Origin of the sequence: Mesorhizobium sp. ESP7-2 (assembly GCF_020164715.1) — a bacterium.
Lineage (GTDB): Bacteria > Pseudomonadota > Alphaproteobacteria > Rhizobiales > Rhizobiaceae > Mesorhizobium.
This window is the reverse complement of the sequence record NZ_JAIUGQ010000006.1, coordinates 1-21,131: the sequence shown is the minus strand read 5'-3', so window position 1 is coordinate 21,131 and position 21,131 is coordinate 1. Positions and strand designations below refer to the sequence as shown.

The following is a 21,131-nucleotide window of genomic DNA, read 5'->3' as shown; positions in this document are numbered from 1 at the left end:
CCGTATTTGAGTGTCAGTGAGACGAAACGTCAGTGAAAACTGGCCTGGTTTGGGGGAACCGCCATGTTTGAAAGCCTGATCGGCCTTGTCGCCATCATCGCCTTGTTCGTCATCATTTCGCGCCAGCAGAGCCGCATCGGCCTGATCGAGCGCGAACTTGGCGCGCTGCGCAGTCTCGTGCTTTCGGGCGCGGTGCCGCCCGCGGCCAGGCCATCGGAAGCGGCCGAGGGCAAGGCCGACACGGCTCCGGCAGCCGTGCCCGCGGCCGATATCGCCCCGGCAGCAATCAAGCGAGCCCGCGCTGGTACAGGCCACGGAGGCGGAAATCCCGGCTACGGAGAGAGTGCCCGGTCCTTGGAGCACACCCGAGGCAACACCGAAGACGCCAGAGGCCGCACCGGCCGCGGCCGCCAAAGCCGCTGGCCAGTCCGACGTCGAAACCGCGCTCGGCACGCGTTGGGCGGTCTGGGTCGGCGGCATTGCGCTGGCTCTGGGCGGCTTGTTCCTGATCCGCTACACCATCGAGGCCGGCATTTTCGGCCCCGGCGTGCGGCTCACCATGGCGGCGGTGCTCGGGTTGGTTCTGGTCGCCGGCGGCGAGTTCATTCGCCGCACCGGCTTCAGGGTGCCGGTGCAAGGTGTTGCCGGCGCCTATATTCCGGCGATCCTGACCGCGGCCGGTGCCTTCATCCTGTTCGGCACCGTCTATGCCGCCCATGGCGTTTACGGCTTCATCGGTCCGGCGCTTGCCTTCACGCTGCTCGGTGCGATCGGCATTGCGACCATCGCCGCCGCTCTCGTCCACGGCCAGGCGCTGGCTGGCATCGGTCTCGTCGGCGCCATGGTGACGCCGCTGCTGATCGCTTCGCAGGCGCCCAATCCCTGGGCGTTGTTCGGCTATCTCGCCATCGTGCTCGCCGCCACCGGCGTCATCGCCCGCATGCGCGACTGGAAAGCGCTGATGGCGGCCGCCTTTTTCGGCACTGGCATCTGGACCATCCTCTACATGACCGACGCACCGGGCGCGAACCTCTCCGCGATCCTGTTCATCGACACTGTGACGCTGGCCGTGCTGGCTTTTGTCTGGCTGAGCAGTCGTGGCGGCGAGACCGGACCAGCAAGAATCTTTGACTGGCCGTCCATCGTGCCTGGACTGTTCGTCGCCTTCTCGGCGCTGGGCCTCTCGGTTGACCCGGTCTTCGCAGCTGCCGGTGACGCCTTGCCGGGCGCGGTGCTGCTTATGGCGATGGTAGCAGTGGCGCTCTACCGCCCGCTGGCGCTGCCACTGCTTTATGCCGCCGGACTGGCGACGGTGGTGATCTATCTCGGCATCATCCCGCCGACCTCTATCGGTTCCGATTTTTCGAGCGGCGCTTTGGGTGTTGATGGGGTGCCTTTGGTCACTGCTAACGCGCTGAGCTTGCGCCTCGGCATTGGCCTCGGCCTTGTCTTCATTGCCGCCGGTCTCTGGGCCGCGCGAACGTTCGCCGCCTCGGCGCAGATCCGAGCAGCCTCGTGGGCCGCATGGGGCGTCATCGTGCCTCTGGTCATCCTGCTGGCGCTCTGGCTCACCTTCGGCAATCTCGACCGTGACTTTGCATATGCCGCCGTCGCGGCCCTGCTGGTCGTGGGTTTCGCCGCCGGTGGCGAGTGGATCGCGCGGGCTGAGGAACCGCCGCTCAAGGGCGGCGTGGCAGTGTCGTTTGTTTTGGCCGGCGCGGCAGTCGCGGGTCTCCTGATGCTGCACATGGCTTTTGATTCCGGCTGGACCACCATCCTGCTCGGTGCAGCGGCAATCGTGTCGGCGCTCGCCACGCGCTGGCGCTCTTATCCTGTGCTCGGCTGGATTTCAGTCGCCGCCGTCATCGCGGTGCTTGGCCGCGTCGCCTTCGACCCGACGATCGTGGGGGCCGGGTTCCTGTCGACAACACCGGTCTTCAACTGGTTGCTGCCGGGCTATGGTGTGCCGGCGCTCGGCTTCGGCTTCGCGGCCTGGCAACTCGCCCGCACCACCGATGGCCGACCGCGCCTCGCCATGGAAGCCGCGGCGGCACTGTTTGCGCTGCTGACGCTCGCCATGCTGGTGCGCCACGCCATGCACGGCGGCGTCATCAACAGCGATGCGCCAACGCTCGCCGAGCAGGCGATCTACACGCTGATCGCCATCGGTGCCGGCGCCATCCTGATCGCCATCGACAGGCGCTCGCCAAGCTCGGTGCTGCGCTATGGTTCGATGGCGGTGGGCGTGGTCTCGGTCGCCTTCGTCGCCGTCCAGCATTTCCTGGTGCTCAATCCGTTGTTCACCGACGAATCGACCGGTCGGATTCCGGTCTTCAATCTTTTGTTCCTGGCCTATCTCCTGCCGGCCGCCGCCGCCGGCGGCCTGGCGCTCTATAGCAGGGGCAAGCGGCCGAAATGGTATTCGGCCATGCTGGCTCTGGTGGCGGCGCTGCTTGCCTTCGGCTATGCCACGCTCTCGGTGAGGCGTCTGTTCAAGGGCGAGTTCATCGGCTTGTGGAGCGGCCTTGGCCAGTTGGAGACCTACACCTATTCGGCACTCTGGCTGGTGATCGGCGTGGTGCTGCTCACGGCTGGCGTCTGGCTGAAATCGCAGGTGCTGCGCATTGCTTCGGCCGGGCTGATCGCGGTTGCCATCCTGAAAGTCTTCCTCTTCGACATGTCGGAACTGGAGGGTGTGCTCAGGGCGCTGTCCTTCATCGGTCTGGGCGCGGTGCTGATCGGCATTGGTCTGTTTTACCAGCGGCTCTTGACGCGGGCGGCGAAGGAAAAGGGATAGTCGCCTGCGAATCATTGGTTTTCTTTGTCGGGTCGGGAATAAACCGGCACCCGCCGGCGTTATCTCTTTGCTTGGGTGACCGGAGCGGTGGACCGCTTCGCGCTGGCCGCTTGCGCCGTGCCGGGAAGGCGCGTTCAATCGAGATCAACAAGGGCGACCTCAGAACCAGCGGTCATGAACGAAAAGAAGGCAGCAATCCTTGGCGAGATACCGCGCCTGCGCCGCTACGCACGCTCGCTTTTGCGCGACCGCGATGCTGCCGACGATCTCGTTCAGGACTGCCTCGAGCGTGCGCTGTTGCGGCTCGACAACTGGCAGATAGGAGAAAGCCCTCGGAGGTGGCTGTTTACGATCATGCATCATTTGTTCATCGACCAGATGCGCAAGGTGAACCGCCGCGGCGAAGCGGCGATGCTGCCGCTGGAGGCGGGCGAGGCGGTTGCCCAGCCGCCCGAACAGCTGGAGGGCATCGCTTCGCGCGAGATCATCGACGCATTGCAGGCGATCAGCCCCGATCGCCGCGCAGCGCTGGTCATGGTTGCCATCGAGGGCTTTTCCTATGCCGAGGCCGCCAACATTCTGGGTGTGCCTGCGGGCACGCTGATGTCGCGAATCGCGCGAGGACGTGAGGAACTGCGTGGGTTGCTGGACGACACAGCGCGCCGCCGTGCCATAAGGATCGTCGAGAAATGATCCGCCGAGATTTTTCCGAACGGGACATCCACATGGCGCTGGACGGCGAACTGCCGGCAGATGAAGGTGCCGCCTACGATGCCTGGCTCGACTCCAATCCCGAGATGAAGGCCAGGAGCGCCCGCTTCACGGCCGACCGGGAGGCATTGCGCTCAGCCTTTGCCGGCGTGCTGGATGAGCCGGTTCCTGCGCGTTTGCGCAAGGTGGTGCTCGGCGAAGCGCCTGTTAAGGTTGCGGTGCCACGCTCGCGCTGGTGGCTTGCCGCCGCCGCGGCCGTGCTTTTGGCTACGGGCGGATTTGGCGGCTACTTTGCCGGCATCGACGGCCTCGGGCAGGAGGATCAGGCGAAGGATCAACTCGCTGAACAGGCGATCGCCGCCCATGTCATCTATGCCGCCGAGAAGCGGCATGCGGTGGAAGTGCCGGCCAGCGACAAGGATCATCTGCAGACCTGGCTGTCCAACCAGATCGGCTTGAAGCTGGTGGCGCCGGACTTGAGTGCGAACGGCTTCCAGCTGGTCGGTGGCCGGTTGCTGCCGGCCGGTGAAAGCAAGGCGGCAATGCTGCTCTACGAAGATGACAAGGGCGAGCGCATATCCCTCTTCGTGACGGCGGAATCGACCGAGAATGCCAAGGGCACCTACGCTTCGGCGCAGGACGGTCCGCAGGCCGTCTACTGGCTGGACAAGGGCTATGGCTGTGCCGTCGTCGGTTCGCTGCCGCGCGAGCAATTGGCGGTCGTGGCCAAGAGTGCATATGGCCAGCTTCTGGCCGGTCTCGCCAGCTGAGCCGGTTGCGATCTTGCGCGGCCGGCTGGCTTGAAAACAGCGATTCCGTTCAAAGCTTGCCAGCTTCCCTGCCGAGGCGGAAACTGTCACAATTCGGCCCTAATCAAGGAGCGATAGCGCTTGATGAATACCGGCGCTTCGGCCGGTGTTCGCGACGCTTTTGACCGGGGCCGTTTCCGCAACGCAATCGAGGTTTTCTCAAGCCGCATGCCTGCCGAGATCCGCAAGGCCCGTGCGTCCGACGTCGATGACCTCGCCGCCATCGAGAAAGCTGTGTTCTCGAGCGACCGCATTTCCCGTCGTTCCTTCCGACTGTTCATCGAGCGCGAGACCGCCGAGACGCTGGTCGCCGAAATCGATGGCCGCGTCGGCGGTTATGCAATCGTGCTGTTTCGCAAGGGCAGTGGGGTGGCACGGCTCTATTCCATAGCCGTCGGCCCGTTTTTCGGCGGACTCGGCATGGGACGCCAATTACTGTCCGCGGCCGAAGAGGCGGCCTTCGAACACGACCGCATGATGCTGCGTCTCGAAGTGCGTGAGGACAATGGCCGTGCCATCGGTATCTACGAGCAGGCCGGCTACCGCAAGATCGGCCGCGAGCCGGGGTACTACGAGGACGGCGCGACGGCGCTGCGTTACGAAAAAACCTTGCGCGGCGACCTACCGGTCGCCACCAGGGTGCCATTCTATCAGCAGACCTGCGAGTTCACCTGCGGTCCGTGCTGCCTGATGATGGCCATGGCCAATTTCGATGGCGGCTTCGTGCCCGATCCGGTGATGGAAATCCGACTCTGGCGCGAGGCGACGACCGTCTTCATGATGTCTGGGCCGGGAGGTTGCGAGCCATTCGGTCTGGCCGTTTCGGGATACGAAAGCGGGCTTGCGGCGGAGATCTACGTTTCCTTCTACGGCGCATTGTTCCTGCAATCGGTGCGTAGCGAGGACAAGCGCCGGATCATGGAATTGGCACAGGTCGACTTTCGCCGCCGCGCGGAACTTTACGGCATCCCGGTGAACTACCGTTCGTTCACCATCGACGATATCAGGGCGGCTCTCGCCGCGGGCAAACTGGTGCTGGTGCTGATCAGCGGCTTCCTGATGTTTGGCAAGAAGGTGCCGCACTGGGTGCTGGCCATCGGCGATGATGGCGATCATATTCTGATCCACGATCCGTGGGTCGAGGATGAAAGGCAGGAAACCATCCTTGATGCCGCCAACATTCCCGTGCCTTACGGCATCTTCATGAACATGGCGCAGTTCGGCCGCGACGGACTGCGTGCCGCCATCACTTTGGGAAAGAGATAATGACCTGGGTCATTCTTACCGGCAGGCAGAGCGATCTCGACCAGGTGGCGACACCGCACAAGATCATCACCAATCGTGACTATCTCGCGCATCCCTCGCTGTTTCGCGGCCAGCGGCCGAAGGTCATCAACCTGTCGAACAATTACGGCTACCAGAGCCGCGGCTATTATGCGTCGCTGCTGGCAGGTTCGCGCGGCCACAAGGTCATCCCGACCGTCGAGACGATGATCGACCTGTCGGAACGCAAGCTCTACGAGCATGCGTTGCCGGAACTGGAACTGGCGCTCAACAAATGCCGCAAGGATCTCGGCGGCGTATTCCCGGCGAAGGTCTGCATCTTCTTCGGCATCGGCCCATCCAAGGTCTGGGACCGTTTCGCAAAGCTGTTGTTCGACTGGTTCCGCGCGCCGGCGCTCGAGGTCCACCTCAAGGACAGCGCCGAATGGGCTTCGATCCGCAAGATCGGCCTCCACCCGCTGGCGCGCATGACCGAGGACGAGGAAAAAAGCTTCATCCAGTGCCTGGAGACTTACACCAATCGCGAGTGGCGCGACACCAAGGGCCGCACCCCGGCGCGCTACACCTTCGCCACGCTGGTCGATCCGCATGAGGAATTGCCGCCGTCGGAGATATCGTCGCTGCGCTACTGGGCAAAGATCGCCGAGAAGATGGGGGTCGAAATCGAGCCCATCACCAGGAAAGATCTCGCCAAGCTCGCAAATTACGATGCGCTGTTCATCCGCGAGACCACCTCGATTTCCAATCACACCTATCGTTTCGCCCGCCGCGCCCAGCAGGAAGGCATGCCTGTCATCGACGACCCGCTGTCGATGATCCGCTGCACCAACAAGGTCTATCTCAACGAACTGATGGCCTACAACAAGGTGCCGGTGCCGCCGACGGTGATGATCGCCGGCCCCTCTGATCTCGAACTCGCGGCGCAGACGCTGGGTTTTCCCCTGGTGTTGAAGATCCCGGATTCGTCATTCTCGCGTGGTGTCAAGAAATGCGCCAATTTCGAGGAGCTGAAGACGCTTGCCACCGAATGGCTAGAGGATTCCGATCTTCTGATCGCGCAGAAATTCATCCCGACCGAATATGACTGGCGTGTCGGCGTGCTCGGTGGCCAGCCGCTGTTTGCCGTGCACTATCTGATGGCCAAGAAGCACTGGCAGATCGTCAACCACAAGGCCAATGGCAAGCCCGACCAGGGCGGCATCAAGACCTTCACGCTGAAGGAGACACCGCCTCATGTCGTCGAAACGGCGGTGAAGGCGGCGCGCTGTATCGGCGACGGCCTCTATGGCGTCGACCTCAAGGAGACGAAGGACGGTGTCTTCGTCATCGAGGTCAACGACAATCCCAATCTCGACCACGGCTGGGAGGATTCCGGCGAGAAGGACGAGGTCTGGGTGCGGTTGACGCAGTGGTTCCTGGAGCGACTCGACAGGCCGGGACGGTAATTCAACCGAGGCAAAAGATGCTGTTCATCGTCATCGAGGATTTCACCGGCTGCGACCGCAAGGAAATCTATCGCCGGTTCCGCGACCGTGGCCGCCTGAAGCCGGAGGAGCTTGTCGTGCACCATAGCTGGATCGCGGCCGATATGAGCCGCTGTTTCCTGCTGGTGGAGGCCGATGACGTCACGCTGCTGCAGCGCTGGGTCATCGAATGGTCCGACCTGGTCGAATTCGAGATCGTGCCCGTGGCGCCCAACAAGGACATGGTGGCGGCCTTGAGCGGGCACCTCTGATCATCGCCCCTCCCGTTCAGCGCAGCGCCCGCGAGCCGACGGCGCGCTGGCATTCGTCGATCAGCCAATCGCGGAACGCGGCCACGACATCGCGCCTTGCGCTCCGCTCCGGGATGGTCAGGCAATAGGGCTGGCGCAATGCTATCGCGCTCGCGGCGGGCCGGACCAGCCGGCCATCCTCCACCGCCTCGGCACAGTAGATCCCTTGCGCCAGTGCCACGCCCAGCCCCGAAATGGCGAGGTCGAGGGCCGCGCGCGACGAATTGGCCGACAGGCCGCGCCGCACCGCTCGACCAGGTTGGGCACCCGTCGCCTCGAACCAGTTGCGCCAGGACGGAAACGATGCGCCGGTCGGTCCCCAATCCGTGTGGATGAGCGGCGGCCCGGCGAGCGGCTCGCCGCCCGCGTTGGCCATGCCGGCAAGCTTTGGCGCGCATACGGGGTAGACCGCATCCCTGGCAATGTCCTCGGTCGGATGCTCGCGATAGTGCGGGCCGTAGGAGAGCCTGATGTCGATCAGCTCGCGGTCGAACGGCACCGGGTCGTCATCGCCCCGCAGCGATATGTCGGCGGCGCCTTGGCTTGCGACGAAGCCAGCCAGACGCTGCGAAAGCCAGCCCATGGCCATGGATGGCGGCACCGAGACCACCAGGCGCGGGCGGAATGCATCGCCGTCCAGTTCGCGCGAGACGCTGCCGATCTCCTGGAAGGCCACTGTCAGCCGCGGCAGCATTTCCGCACCGGCCTCGGTGAGGACAACGCGCCGGTTGACCCGCTGAAACAGCTTGCGGCCCATCTGCTCCTCCAAGGTGCGGATAAGCTGGCTGACGGCGGCGGCCGAGACCGAAAGCTCTTCCGCCGCCGCGGCAAAGCTGCCGGTACGTGCCGCAGCCTCGAAAGCTTGAAGCCCTTTCAGGGATGGAGATGTGACCATGGCCGCCCGATAGATAAGCTTGCCTTATCCAAATCGCAGGAATCGTCGTTTTTGGAAAGCTTTTTCGCCAACTAGAATGGTCGTCGTCAATCTCCAGCCTGGATCGAAGCCTAGTGGACCATCGCGACATCATCGCGTCACTGACACCGGAAGAGCGCAATCGGCTGACGGCCAAATCCGATGTCGCGGGCCTGTTCCAGCTCGGCGCTCATTTGGGTGCGATTGTCATCATTGGATCGTTGATCGCGGCGAGGGCGCCGTTCTGGCCATTGCTGATGCTGCCCCAAGGCATCCTGATCGTGTTCCTGTTCACGCTGTTGCACGAGACGGTTCACCGCACGGCTTTTGAAACACAGCGGCTGAACGATGGCGTGGCGCGGCTATGCAGCCTGGCGATCGCGCTGCCGGCCGACTGGTTCCGCTACTTCCATTTCGCTCACCACCGATATACGCAAGATCCGGAAAACGATCCCGAGCTCGCCTTCCCGAAACCGGAGACCTTGTGGCAATACATTGTCCACGTCTCGGGCCTGCCGGTGTGGTGGGGGCATTTCAAGACGCTGTACACCAATGCGCGTGGAAGCTGCCGCGACGGTTATGTGCCGCCAAAGGGCCTGCCCAAGGTGCGTGCCGAGGCACGTGCGATGATCGGGTTCTATATCGTGGTCCTCGCGCTTGCCGTCTGGTTCAAGGCGACGGTGCTGCTCTATGTCTGGATCATTCCCGCTCTGCTCGGGCAGCCGTTCCTGCGCCTCTATCTGCTGGCCGAGCACGGCCGCTGTCCATTCGTCGCCAACATGCTGGAAAACACCAGGACGACGCTGACCAACTGGGCGGTGCGCAGGCTGGCCTGGAACATGCCGTTCCATGCCGAGCATCATGCCTATCCCGGCGTGCCGTTTCACCAATTGCCGCGGTTTCACGCGCTGATCGAGCGGCATCTGAACGTGGTCGAGCCCGGCTACGTCAGCTTCCACGAGAAATACCTGGAAACACTGAGCTGAGCTTGTCCCGATGCCGTCAGCCGGTCTGGCTGCGCCGCGCGCGTGATTGCAACAGACGCTGGATGTCGGCCGCCTTCGACGGCACGCCGATCAGATAGCCTTGCGCCTCGACACAACCATGGGCGCGCAGCATGTCGAGTTGCCTCCCGGTTTCGACGCCCTCGGCCGTGACGACGATGCCAAGCTCGGTGCCGAGACCGATGATGGTGCGAACGATCGCCGCCGTGTCGCGATTGCCCATGTCGTGAATGAATGATCGGTCGATCTTGATCTTGTCGACCGGAAAACGCCTGAGGTAGCCCAGCGAGGAGTAGCCGGTGCCGAAATCGTCCAGCGCGATGCGGATGCCGAGCTCACGCAGCTGGCGCAGCGTTTTCAGCACGGCTTTGCTCTCGTCCATCAGCACGGTTTCGGTGATTTCCAGTTCGAGCTGTCCGGCCGGCACGCCGGAAAAGGCCAGAGCCGAGATAACGATGCGGGCAAACCCTCTGCTTTTGAGCTGCACCGCCGAGACATTGACCGCAATGCGCAAACCCGGCGGCCAGCTAGCCGCCACCGCGCAGGCTTTCCTCAGCGCCCACTCGCCAAGCGGCACGATCAGTCCGGTCTCTTCGGCGACCGGGATGAATTGATCCGGCTCCACCCCGCCGCGCGCTGGTGAATGCCAGCGCATCAAGGCCTCCGCGCCGATGATCTCGCCCGAGGCGATGTTCATGATGGGCTGGAAATCGAGATCGAATTCCTGGCGTGGCAGCGCCGCCTCCAGGTCGACTTCAAGCGCCCGGCGGGCCTGCACCAGGGCGTCCATTCCAGGTTCGAAGAAGCGATAGAGGTTTCGCCCATCGTTCTTTGCCCGATAGAGCGCCGTATCGGCGTTCTTCAGCAGCGTGTCGGCGTCGCGGCCATCGGCGGGGAAAACGGCGATGCCCAGGCTGACGCCGACATGCATGTCCCGGCCCTTGTCGCGAAACGGTTTTGCGATTGCCTCGACGATGCGTTTCGCCAGTTTCTCGGCATCGGCAATGCCCACCGAGTTGGATTGGATGACGACGAACTCATCACCGCCGAAGCGGGCGACCATATCTGCATCATTGCGCAGGCAACGCTGCAGTCTTTCGGCCACACTCTTCAACAGCCAGTCACCGGCGGGGTGTCCCCAGGTGTCGTTGACCGCCTTGAAACGGTCGAGGTCGAGCGAGAAGATCGCGAGCGGCGTAGCGGCCACATCCTCCAGCGCAAGGTCGAGCCGCTCGCGGAACATCGATCGGTTGGGCAGTCCGGTCAGCATGTCGTGATGCGCAAGATGGGTCATGCGCTCTTCGGCCAGACGGCGTTCCGTGACGTCGTCGAACGTCGCCACCCAACCGCCGCCACTCATCGGCTGGCGCATCACCAGAAACGTCCTGCCGTCGGCAAGATGGCGATACGTCGAATGCATTTTTCCCGCCCGCCGGCAGGCTTCGGTCTTGGCGACTTCGCTGTCGACGTCGATCTTCGTGTAGATGCCGAGTTCCAGCAGTCGCTCGAGCGCGTCGCGATGCGTCGTTCCAAGCGGGAAGTCGGCCGCCGTGACGTTGTACAATTCCAGAAAGCGCCCGTTGCGCACGATCATCTTGCCGTCGGCGTCGTACATCAGCAGGCCTTGCGACATGTTGGCGAGCGCTGCGTCGAAGCGGCGATGCTGCTCCTTGAGGTCCTGCTCGGCGCGCCGCTGTTCGGTGATATCCTCGTAGATCGAGACCCAGCCGCCCGAAGCCAGCGGCCGGTGCGAGATAAGGATGATACGGCCGTCCGACAGGATTTCTTCGTAGGTCGAAGGCTTCGCCTGGTCGATATAGGGCTTGCGGATCGCATAGAGTTCGTCGGCGCTTTGCGAGGCGACGCCGAGCTCGACGCTGTGCCGCAGGATGTCGATGAAGCGGATGCCTGGCAGCACCACCTTGGCGTCGAGGTGGAAGATGTCGATGTAGTTGCTGTTGCAGATGATCATGCGTTCATCGGCGTCGAACATGCACAGGCCATGCGACATGTTTTCGACAGCGGCTGAAAAGCGTTCGTTCTGCTCGCGCAGCTCATCTTGCATGCGGCGCGACCCCTCCATGTCTCCGGCCACCCGTTCCGGGACGATCGAACCATCCTTTACGACGGGCATGAGGCGCCCCTGCGGTGCTTGATCGAACACCACACTGTTGACGCTTTCGGTTAATTTAGCGTTTTCTGGCCTAGCGCGGATGTCGCAACGTGATGTCTTGATGTCTCGATCGCCGAAAACCGCTTCAGGAACGCGGTCTGTGCCCAGGTTACCGAGCGTGGCGCGAAGTCGAAGCGCTCAGCGGAAAAACCGCGCGGGCGGCCGAAGAATTCGGTCGCCTCGGCGGTCGAAAACCCGGCGAGCAGCGTTGCCTCGAAATAGGCGGCGATCTGGTCGGCGCGTTTGATCTCCTTGCGCAGTAAGGCGGCCGGTTCGGGAGGCAGCGAGAAACGCAGATGGATGGCGCGTTGCAGGCGCAATTCGCAGTCCTTGTAGCTGCCGCCCATCACCGATTTGAATGGCGAGATCATGTCGCCGATGACATATTCGGGCGCATCGTGCAGCAGCGCCGCCAATTGGTCGTCGGCCGAAGCCTGCGGCACCAGCTCGTTGAACAGCGCCTCGACCAGCAGTGAATGCTGGGCCACCGAAAAAGCGTGCTCACCGCTGGTCTGGCCGTTCCAGCGCGCGACGCGGGCGAGCCCATGTGCGATGTCCGAAATCTCGATGTCGAGCGGCGAGGGATCGAGCAGGTCGAGCCGGCGGCCGGACAGCATGCGCTGCCAGGCGCGTGGCGGCGCACCGGCGCGGTCCGCCGCCATCAGGCTTCCTCCGCGCCGGCGGTTTCCTGCGGGAAACTGAATTTGGCCCAGGCGGGGATGGTGAGCGTTACCGGCACATCGCCCGCCAGGATCGGTTGGCCGACGTCCAACGCCGTCTTGACCCTGTCGATGCGGGCAATGGCAAGCCCTGATGTGCCGGCACTCGAGCCGAGCGTGCCGACCGACCGCCCCTCGACAGTCAGTTCGGTGCCGACGGCGGGCAGGGGAAGCCTGGCCTCGACAATCAGCACGCGCCGCCGGGCCGTGCCCCGATGGTGCATGCGCGACACGACCTCCTGGCCGACATAGCAGCCCTTCTTGAAGCCGACACCGCCCATCTCGTCGAGCAGCACGTCATGCGGAAACGCATCGCCGAGTGCATAATCGGTACCGCTCTCGGCAATGCCGCGGGCGATGCGGAAGGCCTGCCACGCGGCGATGTCGCCGGTATCCCCGGTACCGGCATAGACGCGTGTGACGCCTTCGTCGCCAAAGCGCCTGTCGGCGACCGCGGTTGAATCACTTTCTGAAGCGATTGATTCCTTTCCCCACGCGACAGTGACGAGCGTTTGTTCCGACTTGGCAATCTCGACCTTGGCGCGAAGTTTGTAGAGCATCAGCCGGCGAATGAAATCATCTAAAACGTCGGCACGGCATTCGATGCTGAAGGCGTTTTCTCCTGCCCGTGAGATCAGGAAGTCGAACAGGATCTTGCCTTGCGGCGTCAACAGCGCGCCCGGCTTTGCCTCACCATTGCCAAGCGTATCGAGATCGGTGGTGAGGATGTTTTGCAGAAAGTGTTCGGCATCCGGGCCGGAGACGGAGATGAGCGCGCGGTCTTTCAGTGGGGCAAAGGACATGGGGCGGATAAAAGCCTGATCTTGCAATACGGTTGGCCATTACGTAAGCCGCTGACACTCCCCCCGCAAGAGAGCATCACCATGACCTACGACCTCATCCTGACAGGCGGCACAGTGGTCAATCATGACGGCGAGGGGCTGCGCGATATCGGCGTGAAGGGCGGGCGCATCGCCTTGATCGGCGATCTACGCCAGGCCTCGGCTGGCGAGACGATCGACTGCCGGGGCCTGCATATCCTGCCCGGTGTCGTCGACAGCCAGGTGCATTTCCGCGAGCCGGGACTGGAGCACAAGGAAGATCTGGAAACGGGATCGCGGGCTGCCGTGCTCGGCGGTGTCACCGCCGTCTTCGAGATGCCCAACACCAACCCGCTAACCACCAGCGAGGCAGCGCTTGCCGACAAGGTCCGGCGCGGCAGCGGCCGCATGCATTGCGATTTCGCTTTCTGGGTTGGCGGCACCCGCGACAACGCCAGGGACGTCGGCGACCTCGAGCGCTTACCGGGGGCTGCGGGAATAAAGGTCTTCATGGGATCGTCCACCGGCGACCTGCTGGTCGAGGACGATGAAGGTGTCGCCTCGATCCTGCGAAACACGCGCCGCCGCGCCGCTTTTCATTCGGAGGACGAGTTCCGGCTGCGCGAGCGCCTGGGCGAGCGCATCGAGGGCGACCCGTCATCGCATCCGATCTGGCGTGACGAGATCGCCGCCTTGCGCTGCACCGAACGGCTGGTCCGCATCGCGCGCGACGTTCGCGCCCGCATCCATGTCCTGCACATCTCGACCGCCGAGGAGATCCTGTTCCTCGAGCATCATAAGGACGTCGCGACTTGCGAGGCTACGCCGCACCATCTGACGCTGAGCGCCGACGACTATGCGCGGCTCGGTACGCTGATCCAGATGAACCCGCCGGTGCGGGACAAGCGCCATCGCGACGGCGTCTGGCACGGCATTGCGCAGGGCGTTGTCGACGTGCTCGGCTCCGACCACGCACCGCACACATTGGCCGAGAAGGCAAAGTCCTATCCGGCTTCGCCCTCGGGCATGACCGGCGTGCAGACGCTGGTGCCGATCATGCTCGACCACGTCAATGCCGGCCGGCTGACCCTGCAGCGTTTCGTCGATCTCTCCAGCCATGGCCCGCAGCGCATCTTCGGCATGGCGAGGAAAGGCCGCATCGCCGCCGGGTATGATGCCGACTTCACCATTGTCGACATGAAGCGGCGCGAAACCATCACCAACGCGCAGGCCGGCTCGAAAGCCGGCTGGACCCCTTATGACGGCAAGCAGGTGACCGGGTGGCCGATCGGCGCCGTCATTCGCGGCACGCGCGTCATGTGGGAGGGCGAGATCGCCACACCCGGCCAGGGCAGGGCGGTGGAGTTTTCCGAGGCGTTACCCGGTTAGACGGCCATTGCCGACGCGTCACGTCTTTGATTTTTAAGCGCTCTGCACTATGTTCAGAGCACCATGAAGGCACAACTCGAGCCTATGATTGACCCCGCCGAGTTTCCAGAGCTGCAAGCGCTCTTGTGGAATCGCGATGTCGCACGACTGATCCCGGCCAACGAAGCATTTGCGTTGTACGAGCGCAATTGGCGCTTTGTCGATCAAACACGGCTTACGGCGCGCGAAAAGCTGCTTATCCAGAATCTTGCCAGCGAATTCGGTCACGGCATCCTTCTGACCACCGGCTAAATCTCTTCCTATCTTCGTGTCGCATCTGCAACATCAACCGGACACAGTGCGAGCGAAAGTCATGAAGAAATTCAGGAAGCCCGAGCACATGATTATCTCGGAAGCCCTCGCGCTTATGGACCGTGACTTCCTGACGGCAACCCAATGCTGGTTCGGTGGCGGGACGGCGATTGTGTTGAAATTGGGCGAGTATCGGCGGTCGTTGGATGTCGATTTTCTGTGCGCGGATGCCGACGGCTATCGCCAATTGCGAACGTCGGCGGTCGAACGTGGGGTAAGGGCATTCTTTCCTGAACCAGTCGAAGCTGTTCGAGATTTTCGGATTGATCAGTATGGCCTGAGGACCGTGGTGCGGTTGAGGGGGCAATTGATCAAGTTTGAGATCGTTCGTGAAGCCCGCATCCCATTGCAAGGTCGTTTCGATGACGATCTAAACGTACCTTCTTTGATCCCCTCGGACATGTTCGCCGAGAAGTTATTGGCGAATGCCGACCGATGCCAAGACCGCGCTGTCGGCTATCGCGATGCTATTGACCTTGGAATGTTGGTCAGCGCCTATCGGGAGATCCCGAGCGACGCCGTAGCGAAGGCCCAGGCTGCATATGGACAGGATGTCCGGCACAAGGTTGTGTGGGTGGTCAACAAGCTTCGGGATACGGTAGAGCTGAGTTACGCAGCCGAGATTCTGCAGATGGAGGCTGATAAGGCTAGCGGGGCCATTTCGGTTCTTCGGAACGAAAGCATTCGCATTTGGCCGGATGCAGACATCATTGCAGAACCCGCCAGCGCGCTCAAATAGCAACATTGTCCACGATGCTGCTCGCATCCTGCCGCAAGCAAGCAGGCGGCAGCTTCAATCGCCGGCGACGAAGAAGGTCCATTGCCCGGCAGGCGTGATGCCGACGCGGTAGAAGATGTAGGCCCCGAACTGCTTCATGTCGTCGAGATCGCCGGCGGTGACGATCTTGAACAGCTCGACCCGCTGCTTGGCGTCGAGCTTGTCGAGCGGCAGCGCGAAGAAATACGGCCAGACATAGAGTTCCTGCGGCGTGCCCGCATCGACATGGACGTAGCCGGCGCTGAGCACCTCTTCCAGAATGGCCAGGATCTCCTGGCCGTCAGGGTCGCCCGAAAGCCCCTTGAGGAAGGCGATGGCGTCGCCATCGATGTCGGCCAACGACAACTGGGTCATACTGTCGCCCTTGCCGATCAAGGGCCTGAGCTTCTCGATGTCGCCGCTCTTGCAGCCTTCGATGATCAGGTCGTGCATGCGCCGCACGGGCTCGGGCAGCTTGCCGAGGTCGTAGACGACTTCCGGCAGGGGCGCCTCGGGATCGACGCGCGGCCTGTTGCTGCCGCCATCCGATGGGCTGTCCGGCTCCGCGGCGTCCGGGGCGGCCGGCTGGCTGCTCGAAGGCGCCGTTCCCACCGGGGCAGGCATGGGAACCGTGCTTCCGGGCGTCGAACTGTCGCCATCCGTTGCCGGTGTAACCGGGGAGGGGAGTTCTTCGTTTTTGATCTCGCTCAGCGCATGGGCAGGGCTGCTGGCCAGGCACGTCACCAAGGCAATCGCACCACAGCAAGCGGCGAGGCGGATGTAGAGGACGAGGCCCTTCGACCTGCCCGACATCGGAAAATTCACTGCCCGTATCTCCCTGCTCCGGGCATGGTGCCCGGTCGGCATCCAATCGTCAAAGAACCTGATATTGGTTCAGTGCCGCAGCCGATCGGGTTCGAAGGCGCCACCAATCACCTTTTCACGCATACGGTCCAGCAGGGCAAGGGCCGAGGTCTCGCCATTGGCGCGCAGCATTTCGCCGAATGCCGTTTCGAGCGCCGCCTCGGCAATGATCTCGGGCTCGATGCCGGCCGAAAGGCCTTCCGCCCAGGCTTCGCTGTGGCTCTCAACCGCCGTCAGGCGCTTCTCTTCCCTGACCAGCGCGTCGATATCGTTGGCAGCATGTTCCATAAGCGATGTCCACCCTTTCAAGCGGCAACCCATCAGTGTGGATCAGGCTTGATCTGTTCCATTCATAGGCAACTTCAAGTAAGTATCTGTAAATACGACATTTTTTTGATCGTCTTTTACAGGGGCCAACTGTGTTCGGCGAAGCTGCTTTTCAACCCGGATCAAACTTAGCCGATTAGGCCGGCCTGCGGGGCGAAAACCTTCAGTTTGAGTTAATTCTGCATTCGCGTGGTAACGTTTGATTAATGCTGTTGCAGAAGTGCAACATCAGGATTGCACCAAGATATAGACAGGCACAAGCCGGATATATGGATGATCCCCTGGCTACTGGCCTATATCTCTTGATGGATGCTCAGTTGCCATAGCGCGAAGCGATGTCGCGCGACAGCGTCTCACCTTCCTTCATATAACGGCTGATGGCTTCGGTGGCCGAAGCGGTACACCGGCTGTAGGTGCCGCCGAAGGAGCGGTAGCCGCGATTGAAGCTGGCGATGAAGCGGGCGCGGCGTTCTGGATCGGGATTTTCCGAATCGAGCAGTTTTTCCATCTCGCCCCGCCACCGGTCGCCCTTCTCCCCGCACAAATTGCGCAGGAAATGCAGCGATCCCAGAACCTCCGCCAACCGCATCAGCCCCGGCTCGAACGGCGACTCGGCACTGAACGCGGGCCGTACCGGGACGGCCGCGCTGACGGCAAGGCAAATGGCGAGGAGTATCGACGGACGGTTCATAAGCCCAAAGCCGTTTTGGCCTGCCGAACGGCCCAAGTCGTGGCTGGCGAGACAACATGAGCCTTGTGGCGAAACAATTTGTCGCCTGCAAGGCGATTTTTGAGTGCGGCGTCAGCGTGTTTGAATGTGACCGAGGAGTTCCTCGGCGACCGCCAACACCGAGCCGGCAAGCGGCAACAGGGTCATCTCTTTGAGTGTATAGAAGGCCGCTGTCTCGGCGTCGTCGCTGGCCACGGCCTCGCCACCGGCATAGGCGGCGCCGAAGACCGTGAGGAGATAATCGACCGGGTGGCTGTCGTCCCTGCCGTCGATGTGGATTTCCCGGAGCGGGCGAAAGCCGGTGGCGCGCAAGCCGGTCTCTTCCATCAGTTCACGCTGTGCCGCGTCCTCCAGTGTCTCGTCGCCTTCGACCTTGCCGCCGGGAAAGGCGTAGAGCCCTTGCGAAGGCGGCTTTGCCCGTTTCACGAGGAGCACGCTGTCCCCCCGCACGACGGCGACCGAGACGGCGGGGAGTGTCTTGCGCGCTTCGTTCATGATCAGGCTCATTCGAGGACCGGTCTGTTGTGGATCGCCCGGTAGAAGGAAGCATTACCGGTTGCGCGCCCCCCATTCCATAGCCACTTTCGAAGCCGAACCATTCGAAAGGCTCCATCATGTGCGGACGCTTTGCCTTGACCGCCACGCCGGGCCAGACCGCTGCCTTTCTGGGCCTTGCCGAGTTGGAGGAATTTCCGGCGCGTTACAATATCGCGCCGACGCAGCCTGTGTTGATGGCGATCGCCGGCGCCCCCCGCGCGCCCCGCTCCAACCTGCCGGACCGGCAGCCGATGCTGGTGCGCTGGGGCCTACTTCCCGCCTGGGTCAAGGACACCAGGGAGTTTCCACTGCTGTTCAACGCGCGCTCCGAAGGTGCGATCGAAAAGGCCTCGTTCAAGGCCGCCATGCGCCACCGCCGCGCGCTGGTGCCGGCATCCGGCTTTTACGAGTGGCGGCAGACCGGAGGCAAGAAGGGGCAGCCCTATTGGATCCGCCCCAGGCATGGCGGGCTGGTCGCCTTTGCCGGCCTGATCGAAACCTATGCCGAGCCGGGCGGATCGGAGATGGATACCGGCGCCATCCTGACCGTCAACGCCAACGCCGATATCGCCCATATCCATGACCGGATGCCGGTGGTGATCGATATCTCCGACTTTGCCCGCTGGCTGGATTGCCGCACGCGCGAACCGCGCGATGTCGCCGACCTACTGCGGCCGGCACAGCGCGATTTCTTCGAGGCGATTCCTGTCTCCGACCTCGTCAACAAGGTCGCCAACACCGGACCCGAAATTCAGGAGAGGGGCGAGATCGGGCCGGAACCCGAGAAAGTCAGGCGCCAGAAGCCCAGCGCGGACAATAGTCAACTGACGCTGTTCTAGCGAAGCCCGTGGTCTTCATGTCCAGGGCGCCTGTTCGCGCCCTCAGTGCCGGCGATTGCGTCGGCTGGAGCGCCGCTTCAGGCGGCGCGGGGCGATACGATCTTCTGCGCCGGCTTCTTCTTCTTCGCTGTGTGAAGAAGGGCGGCGACAATGGCTGCCGGTCCGATGGCACGATAGTGGTTGGCCAGCGCCGGATGCTTGGCGCGGTTGGCTTCCTGCTTGCTTCGAGGCATGTTTCTCTTCCCAGGTAACGTTTTCGTGTATGCGATCTGGTTGCTGAATCAGACCAAATCGTGACGCTTGGTGATCTAGCCGGCGAATGTTTCATGACTGTGCCGACATGTTTAATAAAATGTTTCATTGGCTGATTCCGTGTGATCGGGCGATACGTTTGCCGGCACTCGCGATGTTTTTCCCGGGATCAGCGACTTGACGGCAACACTGGTCAAGGCGATAAAGCCGCGCATGAAAACGTCTTTCGCCATTTGTGGCATTTGCATTATTGGCTAGCCTCGCGCTGGTCCGGACGTTTTCGCCTCATCTTCCCCAGATTGGACAAACGCCCCGGCCAGCAGGCTGGAGCCTGATTTGCGCCTCGGCGCTGGACCGGCTCCATCCAGACAAGAAGTTCTGAACGGGAAGCATGGAATGTCTGACGCATCACAGGGCCTGCGCCTCTACAACACGCTGACGCGCACGAAAGAGGACTTCGTGCCGATCGATTCGCGAAATGTGCGCATGTATGTCTGCGGCCCCACCGTCTACGACTTCGCCCATATCGGCAACGCCAGGCCGGTGATCGTCTTCGACGTGCTGTTCCGTCTGCTGCGCCATCTCTATGGCGAGACGCACGTCACCTATGTGCGCAACATCACCGATGTCGACGACAAGATCAACGCGCGCGCGCTGCGTGATTTCGGCGGCGAGATATCAGCCGGCACACTGTCGCTCAACGAAGCGATCCGGCGGGTGACCGAAAAAACGGCCGACCAGTTCCATACGGATGTCGCCACGCTTGGCTGCCTGGAGCCGACGGTCGAGCCGCGCGCGACCGAATTCGTCGAACCCCGCGCCGACGGCAAGGCCGACATGATCACCTTGATTCAAAGCCTGATCGGACGCGGCCATGCCTATGTCGCGGCAGGCGAAGTTCTGTTCGACACCGCGTCGATGCCGGACTATGGGCAATTGTCGAAACGCAATCTCGACGAGCAGCAGGCCGGTGCCCGCATCGCCGTCGACGCGCACAAGAAGAATCCAGGCGATTTCGTGCTGTGGAAACTGTCATCGCCCGAGGAGCCCGGCTGGCAAAGTCCATGGGGCAGGGGCCGGCCCGGCTGGCATATCGAATGCTCGGCCATGTCGGCTGCCTATCTCGGCGAGGTCTTCGACATCCATGGCGGCGGCCTCGACCTGATCTTCCCGCACCATGAGAACGAGATCGCCCAGTCGCGCTGCGCCCACGGCACGTCGGTCATGGCCAATGTCTGGATGCACAACGGCTTCCTGCAGGTCGAGGGCCAGAAGATGTCGAAGAGCCTCGGCAATTTCTATTCGATCCACGAATTGCTGGCGACCGACACTTTTGGCGGTCGCAAATGGCCCGGCGATGTGCTGCGGCTGGCGATGCTGATGACGCATTACCGCGAGCCGATCGACTTTTCCGTGCGCAAGCTGGAGGAGGCGGAGAACACGCTGCGCAAATGGAAACGCGCGGCGGACCTGGCGCCGGCGGCGGGAAGTCAGTTGCCGGCGGAGGTCGTGGAGGCGCTGTCGGATGATCTCGCGACCTACGCGGCCTTCCAGCAGATCACCCAGCTTGCCGGCGAGGCGACCGACTTTGATGGCAGCGGCGGCGCTGGCGAGAATGGCGCTGCGGCTTCCTTGAAAACCTCGCTCGCATTCCTCGGTTTCGACGTGGGCGCGGCCAAGGTCGACGAGGCCGCGATTGCTGCAGCCATCGCCAGGCGCTTACAGTTCATCGCCGCCAAGAACTGGGCCGAGGCCGACCGCATCCGCGATGAACTTCTGGCGCAAGGTGTACAGTTGAAGGACGGCAAGGACCCGGTCACCGGCGAGCGTGTGACGACGTGGGAGATCAAGCGGTGAGGATGATGGCGGGAATGGAGAGGTCTTCGCGAGGCGCCCCCCTCTGTCCTGCCGGACATCTCCCCCTCAAGGGGGGAGATTGGATGCCACTGCAGCTTCCGCCAATCGTCGAGGTTGAAGGTTCGGCGCTATCGATGAAGCTGCCGATCTCCCCCCTTGAGGGGGAGATGCCCGGCAGGGCAGAGGGGGGCGAACTGCCGTGACGCATTATCCAGTGTCCGCC

The 21,131-nt window shown here is 62.7% G+C and carries 20 protein-coding genes and 1 pseudogene; 12 read left to right on the top strand and 9 right to left on the bottom strand.

What is annotated here, in order from left to right:
• Positions 1-63 precede the first annotated feature (63 nt).
• The 6 genes and pseudogenes from LB543_RS08115 (at position 64) to LB543_RS08090 (ending at position 7,336) form a co-directional block, all read left to right on the top strand.
• Positions 64-2,797, top strand: a pseudogene (locus tag LB543_RS08115) (DUF2339 domain-containing protein).
• Between the two features lie 174 nt (positions 2,798-2,971).
• Positions 2,972-3,490: an RNA polymerase sigma factor gene (locus tag LB543_RS08110; RefSeq protein WP_224613705.1), complete on the top strand. Its 519-nt coding sequence runs from the start codon at positions 2,972-2,974 to the stop codon at positions 3,488-3,490.
• Positions 3,487-4,278 carry an anti-sigma factor family protein gene (locus LB543_RS08105; RefSeq protein ID WP_224613704.1) on the top strand — a complete coding sequence of 264 codons (792 nt, stop codon included), beginning with the start codon at positions 3,487-3,489 and terminating at the stop codon, positions 4,276-4,278. Before LB543_RS08110 ends, LB543_RS08105 begins: the two co-directional genes overlap by 4 nt.
• 207 nt (positions 4,279-4,485) lie before the next feature.
• The gene (locus LB543_RS08100) at positions 4,486-5,583 is read left to right on the top strand and encodes a peptidase C39 family protein (protein ID WP_140810241.1); all 1,098 of its coding nucleotides are present in this window, start codon (positions 4,486-4,488) and stop codon (positions 5,581-5,583) included.
• Entirely contained in the window at positions 5,583-7,046 is a 1,464-nt protein-coding gene (locus LB543_RS08095) for a RimK family protein (protein ID WP_140810212.1), read from the top strand. The genes LB543_RS08100 and LB543_RS08095 overlap by 1 nt, the downstream gene beginning before the upstream one ends.
• 17 nt (positions 7,047-7,063) lie before the next feature.
• The gene (locus LB543_RS08090; RefSeq protein WP_224613703.1) at positions 7,064-7,336 is read left to right on the top strand and encodes a DUF3303 domain-containing protein; all 273 of its coding nucleotides are present in this window, start codon (positions 7,064-7,066) and stop codon (positions 7,334-7,336) included.
• A gap of 16 nt (positions 7,337-7,352) precedes the next feature.
• Here LB543_RS08090 and LB543_RS08085 read toward each other — a convergent pair whose 3' ends face one another.
• The gene (locus LB543_RS08085; protein ID WP_224613702.1) at positions 7,353-8,270 is read right to left on the bottom strand and encodes a LysR substrate-binding domain-containing protein; all 918 of its coding nucleotides are present in this window, start codon (positions 8,268-8,270) and stop codon (positions 7,353-7,355) included.
• A gap of 113 nt (positions 8,271-8,383) precedes the next feature.
• Here LB543_RS08085 and LB543_RS08080 point away from each other — a divergent pair, with 113 nt between their 5' ends.
• On the top strand, positions 8,384-9,274 hold the full coding sequence (locus LB543_RS08080; RefSeq protein ID WP_224613701.1) for a fatty acid desaturase family protein: 891 nt from the start codon (positions 8,384-8,386) through the stop codon (positions 9,272-9,274).
• Between the two features lie 16 nt (positions 9,275-9,290).
• On the opposite strand, the gene LB543_RS08075 is transcribed toward LB543_RS08080, so the two are convergent.
• Genes LB543_RS08075 through LB543_RS08065 form a run of 3 tightly spaced genes read right to left on the bottom strand, consistent with a single transcriptional unit; the run spans position 9,291 to position 12,987 of the window.
• Entirely contained in the window at positions 9,291-11,426 is a 2,136-nt protein-coding gene (locus LB543_RS08075; protein WP_224613700.1) for a putative bifunctional diguanylate cyclase/phosphodiesterase, read from the bottom strand.
• Between the two features lie 50 nt (positions 11,427-11,476).
• The gene (locus tag LB543_RS08070; RefSeq protein WP_224590536.1) at positions 11,477-12,127 is read right to left on the bottom strand and encodes an HD family hydrolase; all 651 of its coding nucleotides are present in this window, start codon (positions 12,125-12,127) and stop codon (positions 11,477-11,479) included.
• Positions 12,127-12,987, bottom strand: a complete 861-nt coding sequence (locus LB543_RS08065; protein WP_224613699.1) for a YgfZ/GcvT domain-containing protein — start codon at positions 12,985-12,987, stop codon at positions 12,127-12,129. The genes LB543_RS08070 and LB543_RS08065 overlap by 1 nt, the downstream gene beginning before the upstream one ends.
• A gap of 81 nt (positions 12,988-13,068) precedes the next feature.
• Between LB543_RS08065 and LB543_RS08060 the strand changes: the two genes are divergently transcribed.
• From LB543_RS08060 to LB543_RS08050, 3 genes are all read left to right on the top strand, one after another.
• Positions 13,069-14,394, top strand: a complete 1,326-nt coding sequence (locus tag LB543_RS08060; RefSeq protein ID WP_224613698.1) for a dihydroorotase — start codon at positions 13,069-13,071, stop codon at positions 14,392-14,394.
• Between the two features lie 63 nt (positions 14,395-14,457).
• Positions 14,458-14,685 carry a hypothetical protein gene (locus LB543_RS08055; RefSeq protein ID WP_140759292.1) on the top strand — a complete coding sequence of 76 codons (228 nt, stop codon included), beginning with the start codon at positions 14,458-14,460 and terminating at the stop codon, positions 14,683-14,685.
• A 61-nt stretch (positions 14,686-14,746) separates the two neighbouring features.
• Positions 14,747-15,484, top strand: coding sequence for a nucleotidyl transferase AbiEii/AbiGii toxin family protein (locus LB543_RS08050; protein ID WP_224613697.1), 738 nt, complete (start codon positions 14,747-14,749; stop codon positions 15,482-15,484).
• 54 nt (positions 15,485-15,538) lie between these two features.
• Here the strand turns inward: LB543_RS08050 and LB543_RS08045 are convergent, their stop codons facing one another.
• From LB543_RS08045 to LB543_RS08030, 4 genes are all read right to left on the bottom strand, one after another.
• Positions 15,539-16,327, bottom strand: a complete 789-nt coding sequence (locus LB543_RS08045) for an alanine and proline-rich secreted protein Apa (protein ID WP_224613696.1) — start codon at positions 16,325-16,327, stop codon at positions 15,539-15,541.
• A 69-nt stretch (positions 16,328-16,396) separates the two neighbouring features.
• Positions 16,397-16,654 (bottom strand): hypothetical protein, encoded by a 258-nt coding sequence (locus LB543_RS08040; RefSeq protein WP_140759296.1) that lies wholly within the window; start codon positions 16,652-16,654, stop codon positions 16,397-16,399.
• Between the two features lie 352 nt (positions 16,655-17,006).
• Complete coding sequence (locus tag LB543_RS08035) at positions 17,007-17,384, bottom strand: TIGR02301 family protein (RefSeq protein WP_140759298.1); 378 nt, start codon at positions 17,382-17,384, stop codon at positions 17,007-17,009.
• 111 nt (positions 17,385-17,495) lie between these two features.
• Positions 17,496-17,918, bottom strand: coding sequence for an NUDIX hydrolase (locus tag LB543_RS08030; RefSeq protein WP_224613695.1), 423 nt, complete (start codon positions 17,916-17,918; stop codon positions 17,496-17,498).
• Positions 17,919-18,037: 119 nt separating this feature from the next.
• On the opposite strand from LB543_RS08030, the gene LB543_RS08025 reads away from it, so the two are divergent.
• Positions 18,038-18,799 (top strand): SOS response-associated peptidase, encoded by a 762-nt coding sequence (locus LB543_RS08025; protein WP_224613694.1) that lies wholly within the window; start codon positions 18,038-18,040, stop codon positions 18,797-18,799.
• A gap of 77 nt (positions 18,800-18,876) precedes the next feature.
• Here LB543_RS08025 and LB543_RS08020 read toward each other — a convergent pair whose 3' ends face one another.
• On the bottom strand, positions 18,877-19,032 hold the full coding sequence (locus tag LB543_RS08020) for a hypothetical protein (RefSeq protein ID WP_224613693.1): 156 nt from the start codon (positions 19,030-19,032) through the stop codon (positions 18,877-18,879).
• A 415-nt stretch (positions 19,033-19,447) separates the two neighbouring features.
• Between LB543_RS08020 and cysS the strand changes: the two genes are divergently transcribed.
• Positions 19,448-20,908: a cysteine--tRNA ligase gene (cysS, locus tag LB543_RS08015; RefSeq protein ID WP_224613692.1), complete on the top strand. Its 1,461-nt coding sequence runs from the start codon at positions 19,448-19,450 to the stop codon at positions 20,906-20,908.
• The last annotated feature ends 223 nt before the right edge of the window (positions 20,909-21,131 follow it).